Genomic DNA, 18,390 nt, shown 5'->3' on the forward strand with positions numbered 1-18,390 from the left:
ACAAATTTAAGAAAATTTGAGAAGATAATGATTGAACCTGAGCAAATTTTTATTTTAAAACCGTTTTAAATATTTACTCCTACACCGTTTCCGGTTTTGTTTTTTCATAAAAGGTTGTGGCGATTCCTGCCAGGATAATAATACTTCCCAGCATTTGAACCGGTGTAATCTTCTCACCAATGAAAACTGCAGCTAAAATAGTAGCAAAAATTGCCTGACTGAGTAGGCTCAGTGAAACACGGGTGGCTCTCATATTTTGCGTCGCATAACTGATGAGAAGCCACGCAATTAACTGGCATACAATCCCCTGCACCAAAAGGGAAATCCACGCTTCATTTGAAAACCCGACAAAATCCTCGCCGAAAGCAAGATTTACGAAAAAGAGAAAAACGGTGGAGAAAATCATACTGTACGTAATAAAAGTAATCACTTCAACCTTTTCCAAAACCGTTTTGCTTACCAAAATATATAAAGCGTAAAGCAATCCCGATAACACTCCGAGGAAAAAAGCGGCGTCTAAATTCATTTCCACAATCGTGTCAATACCAACGAAAACCATCATTCCCAGTAAAGCGATGCATGTTCCCAGCCAAAAGCTTTTCCGCGGTCGGTAATTCAGAAAAACAAATGAAAAAACGCCCACCCAAATCGGTGAAAGATTCGTGAGCAGCGTGGCCTGGGTTGCTGATGAGTGCTGAATCGAGATATTCCACACGGCAATATCTGAGGCGAAAAGTACTCCGCATATCGCCGTCAGGAACATCAACTTAAAGTTTTTTAAACCAAGTTTCCCTTTGTAAAGTGCGATAGGGAAAAGAATAACCGATGCAATTGCCATTCGGTAAAATGCTGAAATAAGTCCTGAAGTAAGGTTCATGCGAACGATTACGGGAAATATGGAAATGCATAAAATCCCGACGAATAATGCGATTCTTGCTTTGCTCATTTTTAATATTTTCTGCCAATTTCCTTGCAGATTTCTAAATAATGATCTGGCATTTTCGAAAAATTATTTGTTTCGTAATATTCATCCGTATGCGGAATATAAATACTGTACTTTTTGCCTAAAGGAATAAGCGGGATGAAAAACAGGGTGATATAATTTCTGAAAACTTTAATCTCAGCATTTACCATAAAACCGTTCTTGTTGATTTTTCTAGTTTCCTGACCGACTAATTTTTTGGTGTTTCCTGCGATGAAAAAGAACATAAACTTCTATTATAATTCCATAAAAGAATTCGCAATATTCATAAATTCATTAAGATTTTTGTTGCGATCCTTTAATTCACTCCACGAAATGATTTGATAATAATGTGCGGGCGTTTCCACCACTGTGAGATGATAAAAAAGATCGGCCTCAGTTTGATCTGTAGCATCGATTATTGTACCTTGCACTAACAGCTCCACTGCATCTTTATTGTTGATTTTCAACTTTCTTGGTGCGGAAACTGTTCTCTTGGCATTTTCAGCCAATCCATCAATCAAAGACTTTGCATAATATTCGCCTGCTTCTGCAATATCTGCAAACGCAACCTGAAGCGAAGTCAGATGCTCCTTTTCAGTCTGAATAATGACTACGTATTTATCATTCACCGCATTGGTAAATTGTGCAAGTGCGTAATCATTCAGGTCATAGCTTTTTACGTAAGTGGAAGGCACCGCAATTTTTATTGGATTACCTACTTTATATTCTTTCATTTGCTGTGCAGAAAAAACTCCAAACAACAGCACACTAATAATGGCAAGTTTCAACTTCATCATTAAATTTTATTCTTCAAAAAATAAAAAATCAGCATCGCCCATGAAACGATCATCATCAGTCCGCCAAGTGGTGTAATGGGTCCTAAAAACTTAAAGTTTAAACCGTTTATTCCATTAAACGCCAACAGATAAATACTGAATGAAAAAATAAATGTTCCCGCAATCATTAATATAGAGATCCATTTTTCTGTTGGAGTTTCGAACTTCAGAATATATCCCACAATCAGTAAAAACAACGCGGAATACATCTGATAACGAACCCCGGTTTCGAAACTGGTGAGTTTTTCCACCGATAAAATCTTCTTTAATGCATGCGCACCGAAAGCACCTAAAATCACGGAAAGCAGTCCGTAAACCGCGCCAACAACCAATGTAAATGTCTTCATATTATAATTCTCCTTTTTGTTTCATGATAAAGATTTGTGCCACCATGGACAAGATACCAATTAAAACAAACATCCACCAAAACCGCGTCGATTTGGCAAATCCTTGCTCTTTCGTAAGTTTCAGAAATATGCCAAAAATGAATAGCAAGAACCCTAAAAATAGCTGAAACATCTCTGTATTATTTATTTCTTAAATGATTAAATTCATTGATTACTTCGTGATGCGAAACGGTTTTGTCTTTAAAATAGGTCACAAAGTGATTTTTCTCTTCCTCCGTTGCGCCCAATTGATTCAGGATATTCAGAAGATGCATTTTCATATGTCCTTTTTGGATTCCTGTAGTCACCAACGATCGCAGGGCAGCAAAATTCTGAGCCAATCCGGAAACCGCCAAAATACTCATCAATTCCCGCGCAGAAGGTTTTCCTAAAAGTGCCAAAGAAAATTTCACGAGCGGATGAAGATTCGTCAAACCACCTACCACACCAACTGAAATCGGCAGATCAATCCAAAACCTAAAAATCCCGTTATCGATGGTGCAATGCGTCAAACTGCTGTATTTTCCGTCTTTTGCTGCGTACGCATGCGCACAAGCTTCGGTCGCCCGGAAATCGTTTCCGGTTGCAATCACCACAGCATCAACCCCGTTCATGATGCCTTTATTGTGGGTGGTTGCGCGGAATGGTTCAATTTCGGCAATGGTTACGGCGCGTTTGAATTTGGTTGCAAATTCTTCATTGGTAATTCCGCTGTCGTCATTCAAGTCTTCAATTTTACAGGAAACTTCAGCTCGTACGATACAATCTGGAGTGAAGTTCGACAAAATATTCATCACAATTTGCAAAGAATCTTTTTCTTCCTGTGTAAAGGTTTCTTCTTTCGAAACTTCCTCTTTTAAAGTCTTTCCAAACTGCTCCAAACAAGAATTGATGAAATTGGCACCCATCGAGTCCACGGTATCGAAACTGGCTTTCAATTGGAAATAATTTTCCATATCGGCCGTTTTGTCGATCAATCGGATATTGAGAATTCCGCCGCCGCGGTTGCGCATGTTTTTGGTGATCTCCTCGGTAGCTTCAAAAAGTTTTTTCTTTAATTTAAAGTTAAAAAAATGAAGCACTTTATGAGGTTCCACCTCTAAAATAAAATGGGTATGACCAAGTTTTTTAGTGTTGATGATAGTCGTTTTAAAACCGCCCTTATCGATCCAGAATTTTGCAGCTTTTGAAGCAGCGGCAACGACAGAGGATTCCTCAACCGCCATTGGTAGCGCCAGTAATTTCCCATCGATAAGGAAATTGGGTGCAATACCGTAAGGCATATAAAAATTGGAAATGGTGTTTTCGGAAAACTCTTCGTGAAGCTTTTGTAGCTCCGGATTTTCGTTCCAATATTGTTTAAGTACCTGTTCGTAAGATTGGTCTCCTTCTAAATATTCGTTAACAATCCAATCAATTTTTCCTTGTTTTGATAGCTTGGAAAAACCTTCTACCGGTTTGTGTGTCATAGCAGTTTGATTAAGTTTCAAATATAGCGAATTTTAGTCGGAAGAGGAAGTTGACTACCCGAAGTTTTGTAACCTTCTTGAAACAAAAAAAGTCACCGAGTTTTTTCGGCGACTTTTTATTTTTGGTTTTCAAACATTCTTAATCCAGCTGAGTTCCCAGATATTCCCATTCCTGCAAAGCCAAATCCAATTCCTCTTTTTTAGTTTTATATATTTCTAAAATTTCTTCAGAAGGATTTTCTTTTGCGAAAGTCGCTTCCATTTCTTCGATTTTCATTTCCAATTCCGAGATTTTCTCTTCGATTTTCTTAATTTTATTCTGTATATTTTTTTGATCTTTGGAAACGATGACAGGTTTCTTTTCGGCAGATTTTTCTACAGTTTTTTCTACAATCGGTTCGTTTCTTAGTTCCTGCAGTTTCGATTTTTCGGCGGAAACCTCGCGGATGCTTTCTTTCTGGCGGAATTCCAGATATTCATTTACATCACCTAGGAATTCCTTCATTCTTCCATCGCGGAATTCGAATATTTTATCCGTTAATCCTTGTAAAAATTCTCTGTCGTGGGAAATTACGATCAGTGTTCCCTCGAATTTCTGCAAAGCCAGTTTAATAATTTCTTTGGATTGAATATCAAGGTGGTTCGTCGGTTCGTCCATAATCAACGTATTGAACGGACGTAACAAGAGTTTACACAACGCCAAACGGTTTCTTTCTCCACCGGAAAGTACTTTGGTTTTTTTCTGCACATCTTCGCCCTGGAAAAGGAAACTTCCCAGCAAATCTCTCACTCTCGGGCGCGTCTCTTCAGTTGCCGCATCTTCAGCTTCTTCCAAAACTGTTTTGTTCGGCGTTAGAACTTCTTCCTGGTTTTGGGCAAAATACCCAATATTCACGTTATGTCCTAATTCCCACTGGCCGGAATAATCTTTTATTTCGCCGGCAAGGATTTTTGCCAATGTGGTTTTTCCTTGTCCGTTTTGTCCTAACAACGCAATACGGTCGCCACGCTCCACAAAGAAATCAACTTTATCGAAAACTTGTTTGTTTCCATAAGATTTCCCAAGATTTTTGGCCTCGAAAATTACTTTACCCGGAACAATAGACTGTACGAAACGGATATTGAACTTTGATACATCTTCATTATCGATTTCGATTCGCTCAATTTTATCGAGTTTTTTAATTAAAGACTGCGCAAAGGAAGCTTTCGTAGCGCTGGCCCGGAACCGGTTGATGTTATCCTCCATCTGTTTGATTTCGGCATCTTGGTTTTTCTTAGCTTGAGTTAATTTCTCTTTACGCTCCTTACTCAGCTCCAAATATTTGGTGTAATTGGCTTTATAATCGTCAACTTTTTTATTATTAATGTCAAAAGTTCGGTTACAAACCGAAGTCATGAATTGCTTATCGTGGCTCACCAAAACGATTGCTCCGGGGTAATCCTTCAAAAATTCTTCCAACCAGATGATGGATTCCATATCGAGGTGGTTGGTTGGCTCATCCAGAAGCATCAAATCGTTTTTCTGAAGAAGCAGCTTAGCCAATTCAATTCTCATTCGCCACCCTCCTGAAAACTCGTCGGTAATTTTGTTGAAATCATCCGCTTTAAAACCAAGCCCAAGCAATACTTTTTCCACATCACCTTCTAAATTGTATGCGTCATGATGCATCAAAAGATCATTCAGTTCAGTCATCCTGTGAATTAACTTTTCGTAAGAATCACTCTCATAATCAGTTCTGGTCACCAATTGATGATTTACTTCATCGAGCTCATTTTTCATCGCATTAATCTGCTCGAAAGCCTGTAAAGTCTCGTCCCAAACGGTGCGTCCTTTCACGAAATCTAGATCTTGTTTTAGAAATCCAATGGTGATATTTCCTTCAGGAACGATGTTTCCTTCGTAGAAATTGATTTCTCCGGTAAGCATTTTCAGCAAAGTAGATTTTCCCGCTCCATTTTTACCAACGAGACCAATTTTATCATCTTTTTTGATGGTGAAATTTACATTTTGAAAAAGGTAATTCCCTGAGTGATGCAGACCTAAGCCCTGAACTGACAACATATATATTAAGCAATTAGTAATGAGTATTTTCGAGGTGCAAAAGTAAGTAAAAAGTTATTGAATTGCCCGTTTTTAAGAAAATACCGTGGATTTCAGGAAAAACGCCTTAAAACTTTTAACTTTATCGCCTGTAAATTGCTGAAATGAAAAATTTAATCCTTCTGATTTGCGCTTTTGTGTGCTTTAATTTTAATGCGCAAAATTTAAATGTGATGACTTTCAACATTAGACTTTCTCTCGATTCCGACAAAGAAAACTCCTGGGAAAACAGAAAAAATGATGCCTTGCAACTTCTTTGTTACTATCATCCAGATGTTTTTGGCATTCAGGAAGCGGTTCCGCAACAGATGACTGACCTGAAAACAGGTTTGAAAGATTATGATTTTGTAGGCGTAGGACGTGATGACGGTGCTAATAAAGGTGAATATTCTGCCATTTTCTACAATACAGAAAAGTTACAGGTTTTGCAGTCTGGAACCTTCTGGCTCAGCGAAACTCCGGATCAACCATCCAAAGGCTGGGACGCGGCTTATAACAGAGTTTGCACCTATGCTTTATTTAAAACGAAAAAAGGCGGCAAAAAATTCTGGGCTTTCAATGTGCATTTCGATCATGTGGGAAATATTGCGCGTGAAAATTCTTCAAAACTAATTCTGGAAAAAATAAACACCCTCAATCCAAGAAATTTTCCTGTGGTTTTAACAGGCGATTTTAACCTTACAGATAAAACAGAGCCGATTAAAATTATTTCGAAAACAATGAGCGACAGTTTCTACAACTGCAGAAAACCTCATTACGGCCCGACAGGAACTTTTACAGGTTTTGATGTAAACACTGTCCCTAAAGACAGAATCGATTATATTTTCACCAAAGGACTCAGCTGCCAATCCATAAGAACCATTAATGACCGGAGAGAAAACCTGCTCTACCCATCGGATCATTTTCCGGTTTTGGCTGAATTAAAATTCAGATAAAAACACGCAAAAAAAATCCACAGGATGACTCCCGTGGATAAACACAAATGATGAAAAAAAATTTATTCTTCCGCTGTTATGGCATTAGAATACAACAAAGAAATATATAATTTCTGAGATAACAAAATTAATCTCGAATTATTTACTCAAAATGATTCATTAGATTGAAAATCAATAAAATAAAGAATTCACCGCATGTAACAGCGGATACAATTAACCCTAAACGAAAATTTATTTCAGGAAAAACCAAACAAATAAACAGCAATGATGATGAAAGTTCATTTGTGTTTAGATTGTAATCTTTATTCCATAAAAAACCTGCCGGAAATCCGGCAGGTTCATTTTTAAATATAATTATTAATAAAGTCTAAGTCCGGATCTTGCACCTGAAGCGTTGGTTACGGCCTGCATTCTGGATTTTTGCCCTGCAGAGAACATATACATTGCAGCATCATCAACATAATCCATATAATTCATAAACTGAATTGAGCGGTTTACACCACCACAAAGGTCGTACTGCGGATAAGTTGGCTTCCCGAAGTTTTTATCCTGTTGTGTCGGGGTATCGTCAACATAATCTGTCGCACAGTTTCCGTCGCCCCAGATATGACGCAAATTGAGGTAATGCCCAACTTCGTGAGTTGCAGTTCTTCCAAGGTTGTATGGTGCGTTTGTAGTCGTTCCGAAATATTTGCCGGCAATCACCACGCCGTCATTCCAAAGCCCAGCCGATTCCGGGAAAGTTGCATAACCAAGTACGCCGCCCATATCACCTACAACCCAGATATTGAAATAATTCGCAGGCTTATAAGCATCCTGACCTTTCGATGATGATTTTTTCATCGCATCATTTGTTCTCCACGAACGTACGGTGGTAGATTTACGGATCACACGGTCTAAACGGAATTTTATTTTGGTATCACCCGCTGCTACAGAAGTAAATTCAGCTGGAATTTTGCTTACATCACTGTTTGTGCCTCCAAAATCTTTGTTTAAAGTCGCAATTTGCGAGGCAATCTGTGCATCTGAAATATTTTCAGCAGACGTTCTGTATAGAACATTTACCACTACAGGAATTTCAACTGTGCCATCAGCAAGAACCCTTCCCATTGAAAGATCATCGATAAATTTAGCCGTTTTGCTTTCATTCTCTACAAACTTTGCCATCAACGTGGGATTACTGGATAAAGCTTCTTTCCTGATGTCTTCAGAAGGACACACTCTTTGGGTTACAGCACTACCCGAAGTCAGCGCATCATTTTCTTCCTGATTAAGCAGATGATCATCACCCGCATTACAAGCGGCAAGCATTGACAAAGCAAATGCGCCTACTAAAAGTTTTTTCATTCTCTAAATTTTTAATTTTTGCAAAAACGAATTTATAGAGTTGAAAATTACTGCGCAATAGTTTTATTATAAATAAATTAAATTCTTAATCGTTTTTATTTTAAATAAATGGTTTACAGTATTTTATTTTTCATCAAATAGTCATTATTTTTAGATTTTAATCAAATACTCTATATAACTATGCAATGCATTAAAACTAATGAAACAAGACAAATATTATCCTTTTATTAAAAATAATAACGATTACATGAAGATACAAAAAAAAGCGACCGGCATCGATCGCTTTATCTGTCAAAAATTTTGATATTTATTCCGTCGGCCTGAAAACCAATCCGCTTTCATCAAAATAATCTAATGTAATTCTATCACCGTCATTTACTGCGCCGGCTAAGATTTCTTTGGAAAGTTTATTCAGAACTTCCTGTTGCAGAACTCTTTTCAGTGGTCTTGCACCAAAACTTGGATCATAACCTTTATTCATAAGGTAATTAATCGCATCATCCGTAGCCGTCATAAAAATACCGCGTTTTTCCAGCATTTTATTAAAACCGCGCAACTGGTAATGAACAATTTTGCCGATTTCTTTTCTGTTTAATGGCTGGAAGAGGACAACCTCATCAATTCGGTTCAAAAACTCCGGTCTTAAAGTCTGTTTCAGCAGTCCAAAAACTTCGTCTTTTGTTTTTTCTACGATTTCCTCCACATTATCATCGCTGATATTTTCAAAATTTTCCTGAATCAGATGAGATCCTAAATTGGAAGTCATGATGATGATGGAGTTTTTAAAATTCACTACCCTACCTTTGTTATCCGTAAGCCTTCCGTCATCCAGAACCTGGAGCAAAGTATTAAAGACATCGGGATGCGCTTTTTCAATCTCGTCCAAAAGCACTACCGAGTATGGTCTTCGCCGAACAGCTTCGGTTAACTGTCCGCCTTCATCGTAACCCACATATCCTGGAGGCGCACCCACCAGTCTTGAAACCGAGTGCCTTTCCTGATACTCACTCATATCGATTCGGGTCATATTATTTTCATCATCGAAAAGATATTCTGCTAAGGCTTTCGCGAGTTCAGTTTTTCCGACACCGGTGGTTCCCAAAAACAGGAATGAACCAATCGGTTTTTTTTCATCATTCAATCCCGCTCTGTTACGGCGGATCGCGTTGGCAACAGATTCTATCGCTTCGTCCTGACCAACAACTCTTTTATGTAGCTCATCTTCCAGATGCAGCAGTTTTTCGCGTTCCGACTGCAATAATTTTGTAACCGGAATTCCGGTCCATTTAGAAATGACTTCAGAAATATTCTCAGCCGTAACTTCTTCTTTAATCAACTCGTTCAGATTGTTCTGCATTTCGAGTTCGAGTTTCTCCAGATCAGCTTCTTTTTCTTTAATTTTTCCGTACTGAATTTCAGCAACTTTAGCATAATCACCTATTCTGGACGCACGTTCAGCTTCAAGTTTTAACGCTTCAATTTCTTTCTTAATGGAAGTTAAATCTTCTGATTTCTGTTTTTCTTTGAGCCATTTTGCGTTGATTTCGTTGCGTTGTTCAGAAACCCTTGCGATATCTTCTTTCAGATGATTAATTTTAATTTCATTGCCTTCTCTTGAAATGGCAGCAAGTTCAATTTCCATCTGCATAAGTTTTCTGTCTAAAACATCCAATTCTTCAGGTTTTGAATTGATTTCCATGCGGAGTTTGGCAGACGCCTCATCAATTAAATCAATCGCTTTATCCGGTAAAAACCGGTCAGAAATATAGCGTTGAGACATTTCTACCGCAGCAATAATGGCTTCATCTTTAATTCTGACTTTATGGTGCGCTTCATATTTATCTTTGATGCCACGAAGAATTGAAATAGCAGATTCGGTATCCGGCTCTTCCACCATCACTTTCTGGAATCGTCTTTCAAGTGCTTTATCTTTCTCGAAATACTTTTGGTACTCATTTAAAGTCGTGGCACCAATCGCACGAAGTTCACCCCTCGCTAATGCTGGTTTCAGTATATTCGCCGCATCCATCGCACCTTCGCCACCTCCAGCTCCTACCAAGGTATGTATTTCATCAATGAAGAGAATAATCTGCCCATCGGATTTAGTAACTTCATTAATGACTGATTTCAGCCTTTCTTCGAATTCGCCTTTATACTTTGCACCGGCTATTAAGGCACCCATATCAAGTGAGTACAATGTTTTATCCATGAGATTTTCAGGAATATCGCCGGAAATGATACGGTGTGCAATTCCTTCAGCAATAGCTGTTTTACCTACACCCGGTTCACCGATAAGAATCGGATTATTTTTCGTTCTTCTCGAAAGTATCTGCAGAACCCTGCGGATTTCTTCATCACGCCCGATAACGGGATCCAGTTTTCCCTCTGCAGCAAGTTCGTTGAAGTTTTTAGCGTATTTGTTTAAACTCTGATAAGTTTCTTCCGAACTTGCGGAAGTTGCCTTCGAGCCTTTACGGAGCTCCTTAATCGCAGTTTCCAGACCTTTTTTCGTAACGCCCATGTCTTTCAGCATTTTCGAAACATCAGAATTTACTTCGAGAAGCGAAAGCCAAAGATGCTCAATGGTTACAAATTCGTCGCCCATTTTTTTTGCAACATTGGGAGCGTCGAGCAAAACACGGTTAGCGGATTGCGAAAGATAAATATTTCCGCCTTCCACTTTCGGAAGTTTTTCGATGTTTTCACGGTTTCGGTCCCGAACCAAACTTAGTTCAGCCTCCGATTTTTTCATTAAAAATTCAGAGATATTTTCGTCAACCTGAAAAATTCCTTCCAACAAGTGTTGTGGTTCAATGCTTTGGTTGCCAAATTCCATGGCAATTTGCTGTGCTTTCTGTATAGCTTCCTGCGATTTTACAGTGTATTGGTTTAAGTTCATAGTATTGTGATTTTATTTTTTTTTAAATTCAAAACAATAAAAAACCCATATAAATTTACGAATTCTCGGGTATGTTTTAAAGTTTTTTTTATGATTAAACGTTATTCAACAAAAATTGTTCTGTTAAATATTTAGCACGTTTTCAGGACACAATTTCCGATTTTAACAAATTGATAGCGTGCTGTTTAAGACAAAATTACCGATTAAAGCAAATAATACGTCTGAAGTTTCTGAATTTAAACCAGTAAACCTCCACAGAGGTATTTTTTGTACCATTCAAAAAAAAAGTATATTTGTTGAACTCACCTTTATAGAGTTATTTTTTACAAAATATGCATCATTTTCATCTGTTAAAAGCAGCCCGGGTAAAGAAGGAAACGAATGATTCCGTAAATATCGGTTTTGAAATCCCTCAAAACCTGAGGCACGAATTTGCCTTTAAGCAAGGCCAATATCTTAATGTACGTTTCGTTTTCGGGGACGAAGACCTTCGGAGATCCTATTCAATCGTGAATGCACCGAGCGAAGGGAACACCGAACTCGAAGTCCTTGTAAAACATTTGGATGGCGGCAAAGTTTCCACTTTCCTGAATAACGAACTGAAAGAAGGCGACCAGGTAGAAGTATCAGCACCAATGGGACATTTCTACACGCATTACCATCCTTCAAACGAGAAAACCTATATCGGGTTGGCAGCCGGCAGCGGAATATCGCCGGTACTTTCAAACCTTAAAGAAGCGCTTTATCAGGAACCGAAAAGCAATGCGTATTTATTTTTCAGCAATAAAAGCATCAACGACATTATTTTTAAGAAAGAAATTGATGAATTAGCTGCAAAATTCGCTGGAAGACTGAAAATTATCTATCTTCTTTCCCGGGAAAAGCATTTTGAAGATGAACTTTTTGAAGGAAGAATCTCAGCACAAAAACTGTCGCAGCTGTTCGGAAGATTCCCCGAAATTCCCGTTCAGGAATCGACGTACTTCATCTGCGGCCCGTCTGAAATGATCAAAGATATTTCCGGATATCTTAAAAATGATGAAAAAGTACCTTCACTGCAGATTATGTATGAATATTATACAGCACCGGATGACGATGAAAACGCAGAAATGAGCGATGAGTTTAAAGCCATCCCAAATATCGAAAGTATGGTAACTTTAATTATTGATGATGATGAATATTCTTTTCATCTCAATTCAAAGAAAAAAAGCATACTGGATCAGGCGCTGCACGACAAACTTCCCGTTCCCTTCGCGTGCAAAGGTGGCGTATGCTGCACCTGCAAAGCCCAGGTCATGGAAGGCGAAGTATTTATGGAAAAGAATTTCGCGCTTACCGAAGACGAAGTGGAGCGCGGATTTGTACTGACCTGCCAGTGTCACCCGACTACCAATGTGGTGATGCTCAATTATGATGTATAATTCAGGGAAAAAAGATTTCGCAAACTTTTTTACCTCTAAAAATCTACAACAATGACAAACTGGAAATTTGCAAAATCCGTTGACGAGAACGAAGAATTTAAAATCGAAGGACTCAACATCTGGAATCATTACTGGCATTGCGTTAACAAAAAAGTAGAAGTAAAAGGTCCTGATAACGGCAACGTTTACTTCTTCAAGGAATACCAGATTGAAGGCAACGACAAAACCATCAGTTTTGTAGCAGGGGAATTTATCGATTCCAAAGTAGGGATTTATCTTAAAGATGATTTAAGCGAAGGGAAATTATAGCGTTACACGCACAAGTTGCGTTATTTTAAAAAAATTAAAAATGGATAAGGAAAAATTTTTAGCATACGTTCAGGCAGAGAATAAAGTAGAACCAAAAGATGTAATGCCCGATGATTACAGAAAATTATTGGTGCGGCAGATTTCTCAGCATGCCCATTCAGAAATCGTAGGAATGCTGCCGGAAGCCAACTGGATTACCCGTGCACCATCGCTGCGCAGAAAAATGGCGTTGATGGCAAAAATTCAGGATGAAGCAGGGCACGGACTATATCTGTACGCCGCAACAGAAACCCTGGGCAACGGTGAAGTTGTTGCAGACCGCGACTCCACATACAACGATATGCTTTCCGGAAAAGCAAAATACTCCAGCATCTTCAATTACCCTGCGCTTTCCTGGGCAGATATCGGAGCAATTGGCTGGCTGGTTGATGGAGCAGCGATTATGAATCAAGTCATGCTGATGGGAAATTCGTACGGACCTTACTCCAGAGCAATGGTCAGAATTTGCAAAGAAGAATCTTTCCACCAAAGACAGGGATATGAAATTTTAATGACGCTTTGCCGGGGAACTAAAGAGCAGAAAGATTTAGCTCAGGAAGCACTGAACCGTTTCTGGTGGCCGGCTTTAATGATGTTCGGCCCAAATGATGATGCCTCGCCCAATTCCCAGAAATCCATGAATTATCGGGTAAAAAGAGAAAGCAACGACTCCCTGAGACAGCGTTTTATTGACGTTACCGTGCCGCAGGCAGAATTTTTAGGTCTGAAAATTCCGGATGAAAAGCTTAAATGGAATGAAGAAACCCAACATTACGATTTCGGAGAATTGCCGTGGGATGAATTCATGGAAGTATTAAAAGGAAACGGACCATGCAACAAAAAACGTTTGGAAACAAAAAGAAAAGCGCAGCGTGAACATTCTTGGGTGAAGGAAGCTGCGATGGCGTATGCGGAGTCAGAACGTATAAAGTCTGCAGTTTAAAAAACAACAATGATCTGGCAAGGACGTTTTGACGGCGAAGACCCGCTTTATCACCGGATTTTCCAAAGAGTTTCTCTGGAAAACGATTACGATTCGATTTCACCGAACGATTTCGTTTTACACGGATTTGCTGTAGACGAAGGCGTGAGAAGAAACAAAGGAAGAGGTGGCGCTAAAGACGCTCCGAATCTCATCCGGAAAAATATGTCGAATTTTCCCGTTGTCAGTCCTGAATTTTCACTGAAAGATTTCGGAAATATCACCTGTGAAAACGGAAATCTTGAAGGCGCCCAAAATGAACTGGCAGAAAAAGTTGCAGAAGTTTTGAAAAGGAACGGAATATCTGTCGTTCTCGGTGGTGGCCACGAAGTTACTTATGCGCATTATTCAGGAATCAGGAAAGCCTTTCCGGGAAAGAAGATTGGAATCATCAATATCGACGCTCATTTTGATAACCGTGAACCCGAAGCGGGAATCGGCGCCAGTTCAGGTACCGGTTTCTGGCAGATCGCTCAGGAAGGCGAAATCAATTCGCTTCATATTGGAATTCAGAAAAACTCCAACACTCTTAAACTTTTCGATACCGCTCATCAGTACGGTATGAAATATATCCTGGCGGACGAACTATTTTTCGAAAACCTTCCGGCAGTGTACACCAGAATTGATGAACTCATCAGCGCGTGCGATGTGTTGTATCTCACGGTTTGTATGGATGTTTTTAATGTTGCCATTGCGCCGGGTGTATCCGCCGCAGCTTATAACGGCATCTTTGCCGATGCAGCTTTTATGCATTATTTCAAACATATTCTTAAGAGTGAGAAACTTTTAGCCTTCGATATCGCAGAGGTAAATCCCGCCTTAGATCAAAATGAACGTACCGCAAGACTTGCGGCAAGTTTAGCCAATGAATGGTTTCTGCTGAAATAAGAATAATTTTTTTTCTTATACATCAACAATTCGTGATAACCAAGGCTATCAGGGCGTTACAACCAATCTTTGCTACCACGAAAAGCACTACAAAATAACACATATTTCACAAAAACATCCATTTTATTAGCGAATAATCAAATTAAACTTTGTTTATTTGATATTTATTTATAATTTGGTCAGAATTTAAAAACATTAATTAAATTTATTACTTATGAGAAAAAAACTACCCTTGCTGTTATTGGCAATTATGCCTTTGGCAAACTTCGCACAGAGTGCAAACTCTAAAAGCTCGGTTCATCCGAAAAAACAATCCGTAAAAATCAATGCTAAACCTTCACTTTCATATGCCCCTGCCGCATATTGCATGCCAGTGGATCTTGAATGTAACGATGGAGACTTGATAACAAATGTAACTGTTGCTGGAATTAACAACACTACCACTTGTAGCCCTAATGGTTACGGAGATTACACTGCTACCCAAGGTCAAATACAGGCCGGACAATCCTATCCTATTTCTGTGACTGTAGGCGATGGATGGTTTGAAAGAGTTTCTGCATGGATTGACTTCAACAATAACGAAACTTTTGAAACTGAAGAATTCTTAGGAGAAATCGGAAGCGGATCTAACATGCAGGTTTCTACCCTTACAGGCAACATTTCAATTCCTTCAACCCTCGCTGCTGGATCTTACAGATTAAGAGTAATGGTTAATGCGACCGGATCTAACAATCCAGCAGTTACTGACCCATGTCTAGATGGACAATACGGGGAAGTTGAGGACTACACCCTAGTTGTTGCACCCGTTGCACCAACAGGATGTCTAACAGCAACCAACGGGCAATACCCTGCAGCGACCTTTACCCCTAACTGTAACGGAGCAGTGGGTAACATAACTACTGTAGCATGGTTGAACGAGTACTCTAAGGTAAATGTAATTGCCGGCACAACTTACACCTTCTCTACTTCAGTAAATACGTATTTCATTACTATTGGCAACGAAGCAGGCACTGCAGTTCTTGCATCAGGAACAGGATCGGTGACATATACCCCAACAGCAAACGGTGTTGTACGTTTTTACTCTCACCTTTCAAGCAATTGTGATGGAACCAGCTCTAGCCACACAAGATCAGTTAAATGCGGAACACCTCCTGTGGAACCTGATTATGGTTGTGACCAAACTTATTCAGGCGTACCAGATACCGCGCATAATATGACAAAGAATTTAGCCTCTGCAACATATATGGTAGCCAATGACTTTTTTGTTCCTAAAGAAAGCGAAACCTATAAATTGCAGTCAGTGAAATTTGACATCGTATCTCAGGCAGCAGCAGGTGCATCTGACATTACTTCTTTCGATGTGAAAATATTGGCAGACAGTGGATCTAATACTCCAGGAACTACTGTGATTACAACGATGACTGGAGTAACTCCTACTAATGTACTCACACTACCAGATACTTTTGCCAGTCTCCCAACCTATAGAATAACCCTTGATCTAGGCAACTTCGAACTTCCTGTGAATGCAGCAAATGACACTAAGTACTGGATCGCAATAACAGGTACATCTGCCTCTCAAATCAGTTCCTACTGGATTGGTTATAAATATACAGAAGGTTGGGTAACCTCTTCTAATTATCAGTCAGCAGACAGTGGCGCCACTTGGACACAGCCGGTATCAACCACAACTCCAGGACTACATTTCGACGGTATGATGATGATCGACGCAGAATGTGCTACCGCTGCTGTAAGCGAAGCTGGAGCCAAAGAAGTTTCCTTCTATCCAAACCCAGTGAAAGACATCCTTACCATCAACTCGAAGAAAACCATCGAAACGGTACATGTTTACAATATTGCAGGACAAAAGATGCCAGTTCCTTCGAAATTGGTTAACGGTAAACTTGATATGAGCAAGATGGCTCCAGGAACCTATATCATCAGCACCATCCTTGAAGGAGGTAAAAATGAATCATTTAAGGTGATCAAGAAATAACACATTAACATTTTAAACTATGAAGTGGCCCGATAATTTTTATCGGGCCATTTTCATGCCTTAAAAACACACGATACCAAACAAGACAACCGGAAAACATTCCCAACATGAAAACTACCATCTAACGGCATAGCTGGAAGCACTAACGCATTCTTTTGCTATAGAACAACACTGCTAAATTATGGAAGCAAAACAACGCCTCAAACACCAAATAAAAACGTAAATATTTATAAAAAAACTGCTATTGATAAAGAATTTTATATATTTGCACCAATTAACAACTAATTAAAATTAAATTACTATGTCAGACATTGCATCAAGAGTAAAAGCGATTATCGCGGACAAACTCGACGTTGAGGAAACAGAAGTAACTCCAGAAGCTAGTTTCACAAACGATTTAGGAGCAGATTCTTTGGATACTGTAGAACTTATCATGGAATTTGAAAAAGAATTCAATATTCAAATCCCTGATGATCAAGCAGAAAAAATTACAACTGTAGGTCACGCTATTACTTATATTGAAGAAGTGGTGAACAAATAATATTCTATCAACAAGAATCTAAAATTTATGGAATTAAAAAGAGTAGTTGTTACCGGTTTTGGGGCAATAACGCCTATTGGAAATAATGCCAAAGAATACTGGGAAAGTCTTATCAAAGGCGAGAGCGGTGCCGCTCCTATTACTCTTTTTGATGCCTCTCAATTCAAAACCAAATTCGCCTGCGAGGTAAAGAATTTCAATCCACTCGATCACTTCGATAAAAAAGAAGCGAAGAAAATGGATAGAAATACCCAATTGGGAATTGTTGCTGCCAGAGAAGCGGTGGAACATTCCGGTATTATGAACGGCGAACTCGATAAAAACAGAGTCGGGGTAATCTGGGGTTCAGGAATTGGCGGTCTCGAGACTTTCGAAAACGAAGTTCTGGGCTGGGCAAATAGCGATATCCCACGTTTCAACCCGTTCTTTATTCCTAAAATGATTGCGGACATTACCGGTGGCCAGATTTCTATCGAATACGGCTTCCACGGTCCCAATTACACCACAGTTTCTGCCTGCGCTTCTTCTGCCAATGCACTCATCGATGCTAAAATGCTGATCCAACTCGGTAAGGCTGATGTAATCGTGTGCGGGGGTTCTGAAGCTGCAGTTACAGCAAGCGGAGTTGGTGGTTTTAACGCCATGATGGCACTTTCTACCCGAAACGAAGATCCGAAAACAGCTTCCCGACCTTTTGATAAGGACAGAGACGGATTTGTACTCGGTGAAGGAGCAGGTTCCATTATTCTTGAAGAATACGAACACGCGAAAAAGCGTGGTGCTACCATCTACGCCGAACTGAAAGGCGGTGGAATGAGTGCAGACGCGTATCACATGACCGCACCTCACCCCGATGGCCTTGGCGCTTACCTGGTCATGAAAAACTGTCTGGAAGACGCTGGGGTAACTGCTGACGAAGTAGATCACATCAATATGCACGGTACTTCTACTCCCTTAGGCGACATCGCGGAATCTAATGCAATCTCTAAATTACTCGGGGATCATGCGTACGATATCCAGATTAATTCCACAAAATCAATGACAGGCCACCTGTTGGGTGCAGCAGGAGTTATTGAGGCAATCGCCGTTCTAAACACCATTATACACAACATCGTTCCGCCAACCATCAATCATTTTACTGATGATGAAAAAATCGACAGCCGCCTGAATTTCACCTTCCACCATGCCGTGGAAAAAGAAGTGAATGTGGCGATGAGCAATACTTTCGGCTTTGGCGGCCACAATGCGTGTGTACTTTTCTCCAAAATCTAAACAAAGAA

Annotated in this window: 16 protein-coding genes; 8 read left to right on the top strand and 8 right to left on the bottom strand. The window is 39.5% G+C overall.

Annotation, left to right across the window (positions count from 1 at the left end):
• Positions 1 to 79: 79 nt before the first annotated feature.
• From CDW55_RS02325 to abc-f, 6 genes are all read right to left on the bottom strand, one after another.
• On the bottom strand, positions 80 to 946 hold the full coding sequence (locus tag CDW55_RS02325; RefSeq protein ID WP_088468112.1) for a DMT family transporter: 867 nt from the start codon (positions 944 to 946) through the stop codon (positions 80 to 82).
• Positions 947 to 948: 2 nt separating this feature from the next.
• Positions 949 to 1,209, bottom strand: coding sequence for a hypothetical protein (locus tag CDW55_RS02330; RefSeq protein ID WP_088468113.1), 261 nt, complete (start codon positions 1,207 to 1,209; stop codon positions 949 to 951).
• A gap of 9 nt (positions 1,210 to 1,218) precedes the next feature.
• Positions 1,219 to 1,761 (bottom strand): hypothetical protein, encoded by a 543-nt coding sequence (locus CDW55_RS02335; RefSeq protein WP_088468114.1) that lies wholly within the window; start codon positions 1,759 to 1,761, stop codon positions 1,219 to 1,221.
• Complete coding sequence (locus CDW55_RS02340) at positions 1,761 to 2,147, bottom strand: DUF423 domain-containing protein (protein ID WP_088468115.1); 387 nt, start codon at positions 2,145 to 2,147, stop codon at positions 1,761 to 1,763. The genes CDW55_RS02335 and CDW55_RS02340 overlap by 1 nt, the downstream gene beginning before the upstream one ends.
• A 179-nt stretch (positions 2,148 to 2,326) precedes the next feature.
• Entirely contained in the window at positions 2,327 to 3,655 is a 1,329-nt protein-coding gene (locus CDW55_RS02345) for a hydroxymethylglutaryl-CoA reductase, degradative (protein WP_088468116.1), read from the bottom strand.
• A 139-nt stretch (positions 3,656 to 3,794) separates the two neighbouring features.
• Complete coding sequence (gene abc-f, locus CDW55_RS02350; protein ID WP_088468117.1) at positions 3,795 to 5,717, bottom strand: ribosomal protection-like ABC-F family protein; 1,923 nt, start codon at positions 5,715 to 5,717, stop codon at positions 3,795 to 3,797.
• Between the two features lie 143 nt (positions 5,718 to 5,860).
• Between abc-f and CDW55_RS02355 the strand changes: the two genes are divergently transcribed.
• Positions 5,861 to 6,691, top strand: a complete 831-nt coding sequence (locus CDW55_RS02355; RefSeq protein WP_088468118.1) for an endonuclease/exonuclease/phosphatase family protein — start codon at positions 5,861 to 5,863, stop codon at positions 6,689 to 6,691.
• A gap of 357 nt (positions 6,692 to 7,048) precedes the next feature.
• On the opposite strand, the gene CDW55_RS02360 is transcribed toward CDW55_RS02355, so the two are convergent.
• Both CDW55_RS02360 and clpB read right to left on the bottom strand, forming a co-directional pair.
• Positions 7,049 to 8,038, bottom strand: coding sequence for a zinc metalloprotease (locus tag CDW55_RS02360; RefSeq protein WP_088468119.1), 990 nt, complete (start codon positions 8,036 to 8,038; stop codon positions 7,049 to 7,051).
• A 307-nt stretch (positions 8,039 to 8,345) separates the two neighbouring features.
• Complete coding sequence (gene clpB, locus CDW55_RS02365; RefSeq protein WP_088468120.1) at positions 8,346 to 10,937, bottom strand: ATP-dependent chaperone ClpB; 2,592 nt, start codon at positions 10,935 to 10,937, stop codon at positions 8,346 to 8,348.
• Positions 10,938 to 11,269: 332 nt separating this feature from the next.
• On the opposite strand from clpB, the gene CDW55_RS02370 reads away from it, so the two are divergent.
• The 7 genes from CDW55_RS02370 (at position 11,270) to fabF (ending at position 18,382) form a co-directional block, all read left to right on the top strand.
• Positions 11,270 to 12,358: an FAD-binding oxidoreductase gene (locus tag CDW55_RS02370; protein WP_088468121.1), complete on the top strand. Its 1,089-nt coding sequence runs from the start codon at positions 11,270 to 11,272 to the stop codon at positions 12,356 to 12,358.
• Positions 12,359 to 12,409: 51 nt separating this feature from the next.
• Entirely contained in the window at positions 12,410 to 12,667 is a 258-nt protein-coding gene (locus CDW55_RS02375; RefSeq protein ID WP_088468122.1) for a hypothetical protein, read from the top strand.
• A gap of 40 nt (positions 12,668 to 12,707) precedes the next feature.
• On the top strand, positions 12,708 to 13,649 hold the full coding sequence (gene paaA, locus CDW55_RS02380) for a 1,2-phenylacetyl-CoA epoxidase subunit PaaA (protein ID WP_088468123.1): 942 nt from the start codon (positions 12,708 to 12,710) through the stop codon (positions 13,647 to 13,649).
• Between the two features lie 9 nt (positions 13,650 to 13,658).
• On the top strand, positions 13,659 to 14,576 hold the full coding sequence (gene hutG / locus CDW55_RS02385; protein WP_088468124.1) for a formimidoylglutamase: 918 nt from the start codon (positions 13,659 to 13,661) through the stop codon (positions 14,574 to 14,576).
• Positions 14,577 to 14,943: 367 nt separating this feature from the next.
• Positions 14,944 to 16,569 carry a GEVED domain-containing protein gene (locus tag CDW55_RS02390; protein WP_179285896.1) on the top strand — a complete coding sequence of 542 codons (1,626 nt, stop codon included), beginning with the start codon at positions 14,944 to 14,946 and terminating at the stop codon, positions 16,567 to 16,569.
• 301 nt (positions 16,570 to 16,870) lie between these two features.
• Complete coding sequence (locus CDW55_RS02395; RefSeq protein ID WP_015807007.1) at positions 16,871 to 17,110, top strand: acyl carrier protein; 240 nt, start codon at positions 16,871 to 16,873, stop codon at positions 17,108 to 17,110.
• Positions 17,111 to 17,137: 27 nt separating this feature from the next.
• On the top strand, positions 17,138 to 18,382 hold the full coding sequence (fabF, locus tag CDW55_RS02400) for a beta-ketoacyl-ACP synthase II (RefSeq protein ID WP_088468126.1): 1,245 nt from the start codon (positions 17,138 to 17,140) through the stop codon (positions 18,380 to 18,382).
• Positions 18,383 to 18,390: the final 8 nt, after the last annotated feature.

It is taken from the genome of Chryseobacterium sp. VAUSW3, assembly GCF_002205795.1.
Lineage (GTDB): Bacteria > Bacteroidota > Bacteroidia > Flavobacteriales > Weeksellaceae > Kaistella > Kaistella yananensis.

Excerpts from the sequence above, each read along its gene's own strand:
- CDW55_RS02355 (WP_088468118.1), top strand. The coding sequence starts at position 5,861 with ATGAAAAATTTAATCCTTCTGATTTGCGCTTTTGTGTGCTTTAATTTT.
- hutG (WP_088468124.1), top strand. The coding sequence starts at position 13,659 with ATGATCTGGCAAGGACGTTTTGACGGCGAAGACCCGCTTTATCACCGG.
- CDW55_RS02340 (WP_088468115.1), bottom strand. The coding sequence starts at position 2,147 with ATGAAGACATTTACATTGGTTGTTGGCGCGGTTTACGGACTGCTTTCC.
- CDW55_RS02345 (WP_088468116.1), bottom strand. The coding sequence starts at position 3,655 with ATGACACACAAACCGGTAGAAGGTTTTTCCAAGCTATCAAAACAAGGA.
- abc-f (WP_088468117.1), bottom strand. The coding sequence starts at position 5,717 with ATGTTGTCAGTTCAGGGCTTAGGTCTGCATCACTCAGGGAATTACCTT.
- CDW55_RS02325 (WP_088468112.1), bottom strand. The coding sequence starts at position 946 with ATGAGCAAAGCAAGAATCGCATTATTCGTCGGGATTTTATGCATTTCC.
- clpB (WP_088468120.1), bottom strand. The coding sequence starts at position 10,937 with ATGAACTTAAACCAATACACTGTAAAATCGCAGGAAGCTATACAGAAA.
- CDW55_RS02335 (WP_088468114.1), bottom strand. The coding sequence starts at position 1,761 with ATGATGAAGTTGAAACTTGCCATTATTAGTGTGCTGTTGTTTGGAGTT.
- CDW55_RS02370 (WP_088468121.1), top strand. The coding sequence starts at position 11,270 with ATGCATCATTTTCATCTGTTAAAAGCAGCCCGGGTAAAGAAGGAAACG.
- fabF (WP_088468126.1), top strand. The coding sequence starts at position 17,138 with ATGGAATTAAAAAGAGTAGTTGTTACCGGTTTTGGGGCAATAACGCCT.
- CDW55_RS02360 (WP_088468119.1), bottom strand. The coding sequence starts at position 8,038 with ATGAAAAAACTTTTAGTAGGCGCATTTGCTTTGTCAATGCTTGCCGCT.
- CDW55_RS02330 (WP_088468113.1), bottom strand. The coding sequence starts at position 1,209 with ATGTTCTTTTTCATCGCAGGAAACACCAAAAAATTAGTCGGTCAGGAA.
- CDW55_RS02390 (WP_179285896.1), top strand. The coding sequence starts at position 14,944 with ATGCCAGTGGATCTTGAATGTAACGATGGAGACTTGATAACAAATGTA.
- paaA (WP_088468123.1), top strand. The coding sequence starts at position 12,708 with ATGGATAAGGAAAAATTTTTAGCATACGTTCAGGCAGAGAATAAAGTA.
- CDW55_RS02395 (WP_015807007.1), top strand. The coding sequence starts at position 16,871 with ATGTCAGACATTGCATCAAGAGTAAAAGCGATTATCGCGGACAAACTC.
- CDW55_RS02375 (WP_088468122.1), top strand. The coding sequence starts at position 12,410 with ATGACAAACTGGAAATTTGCAAAATCCGTTGACGAGAACGAAGAATTT.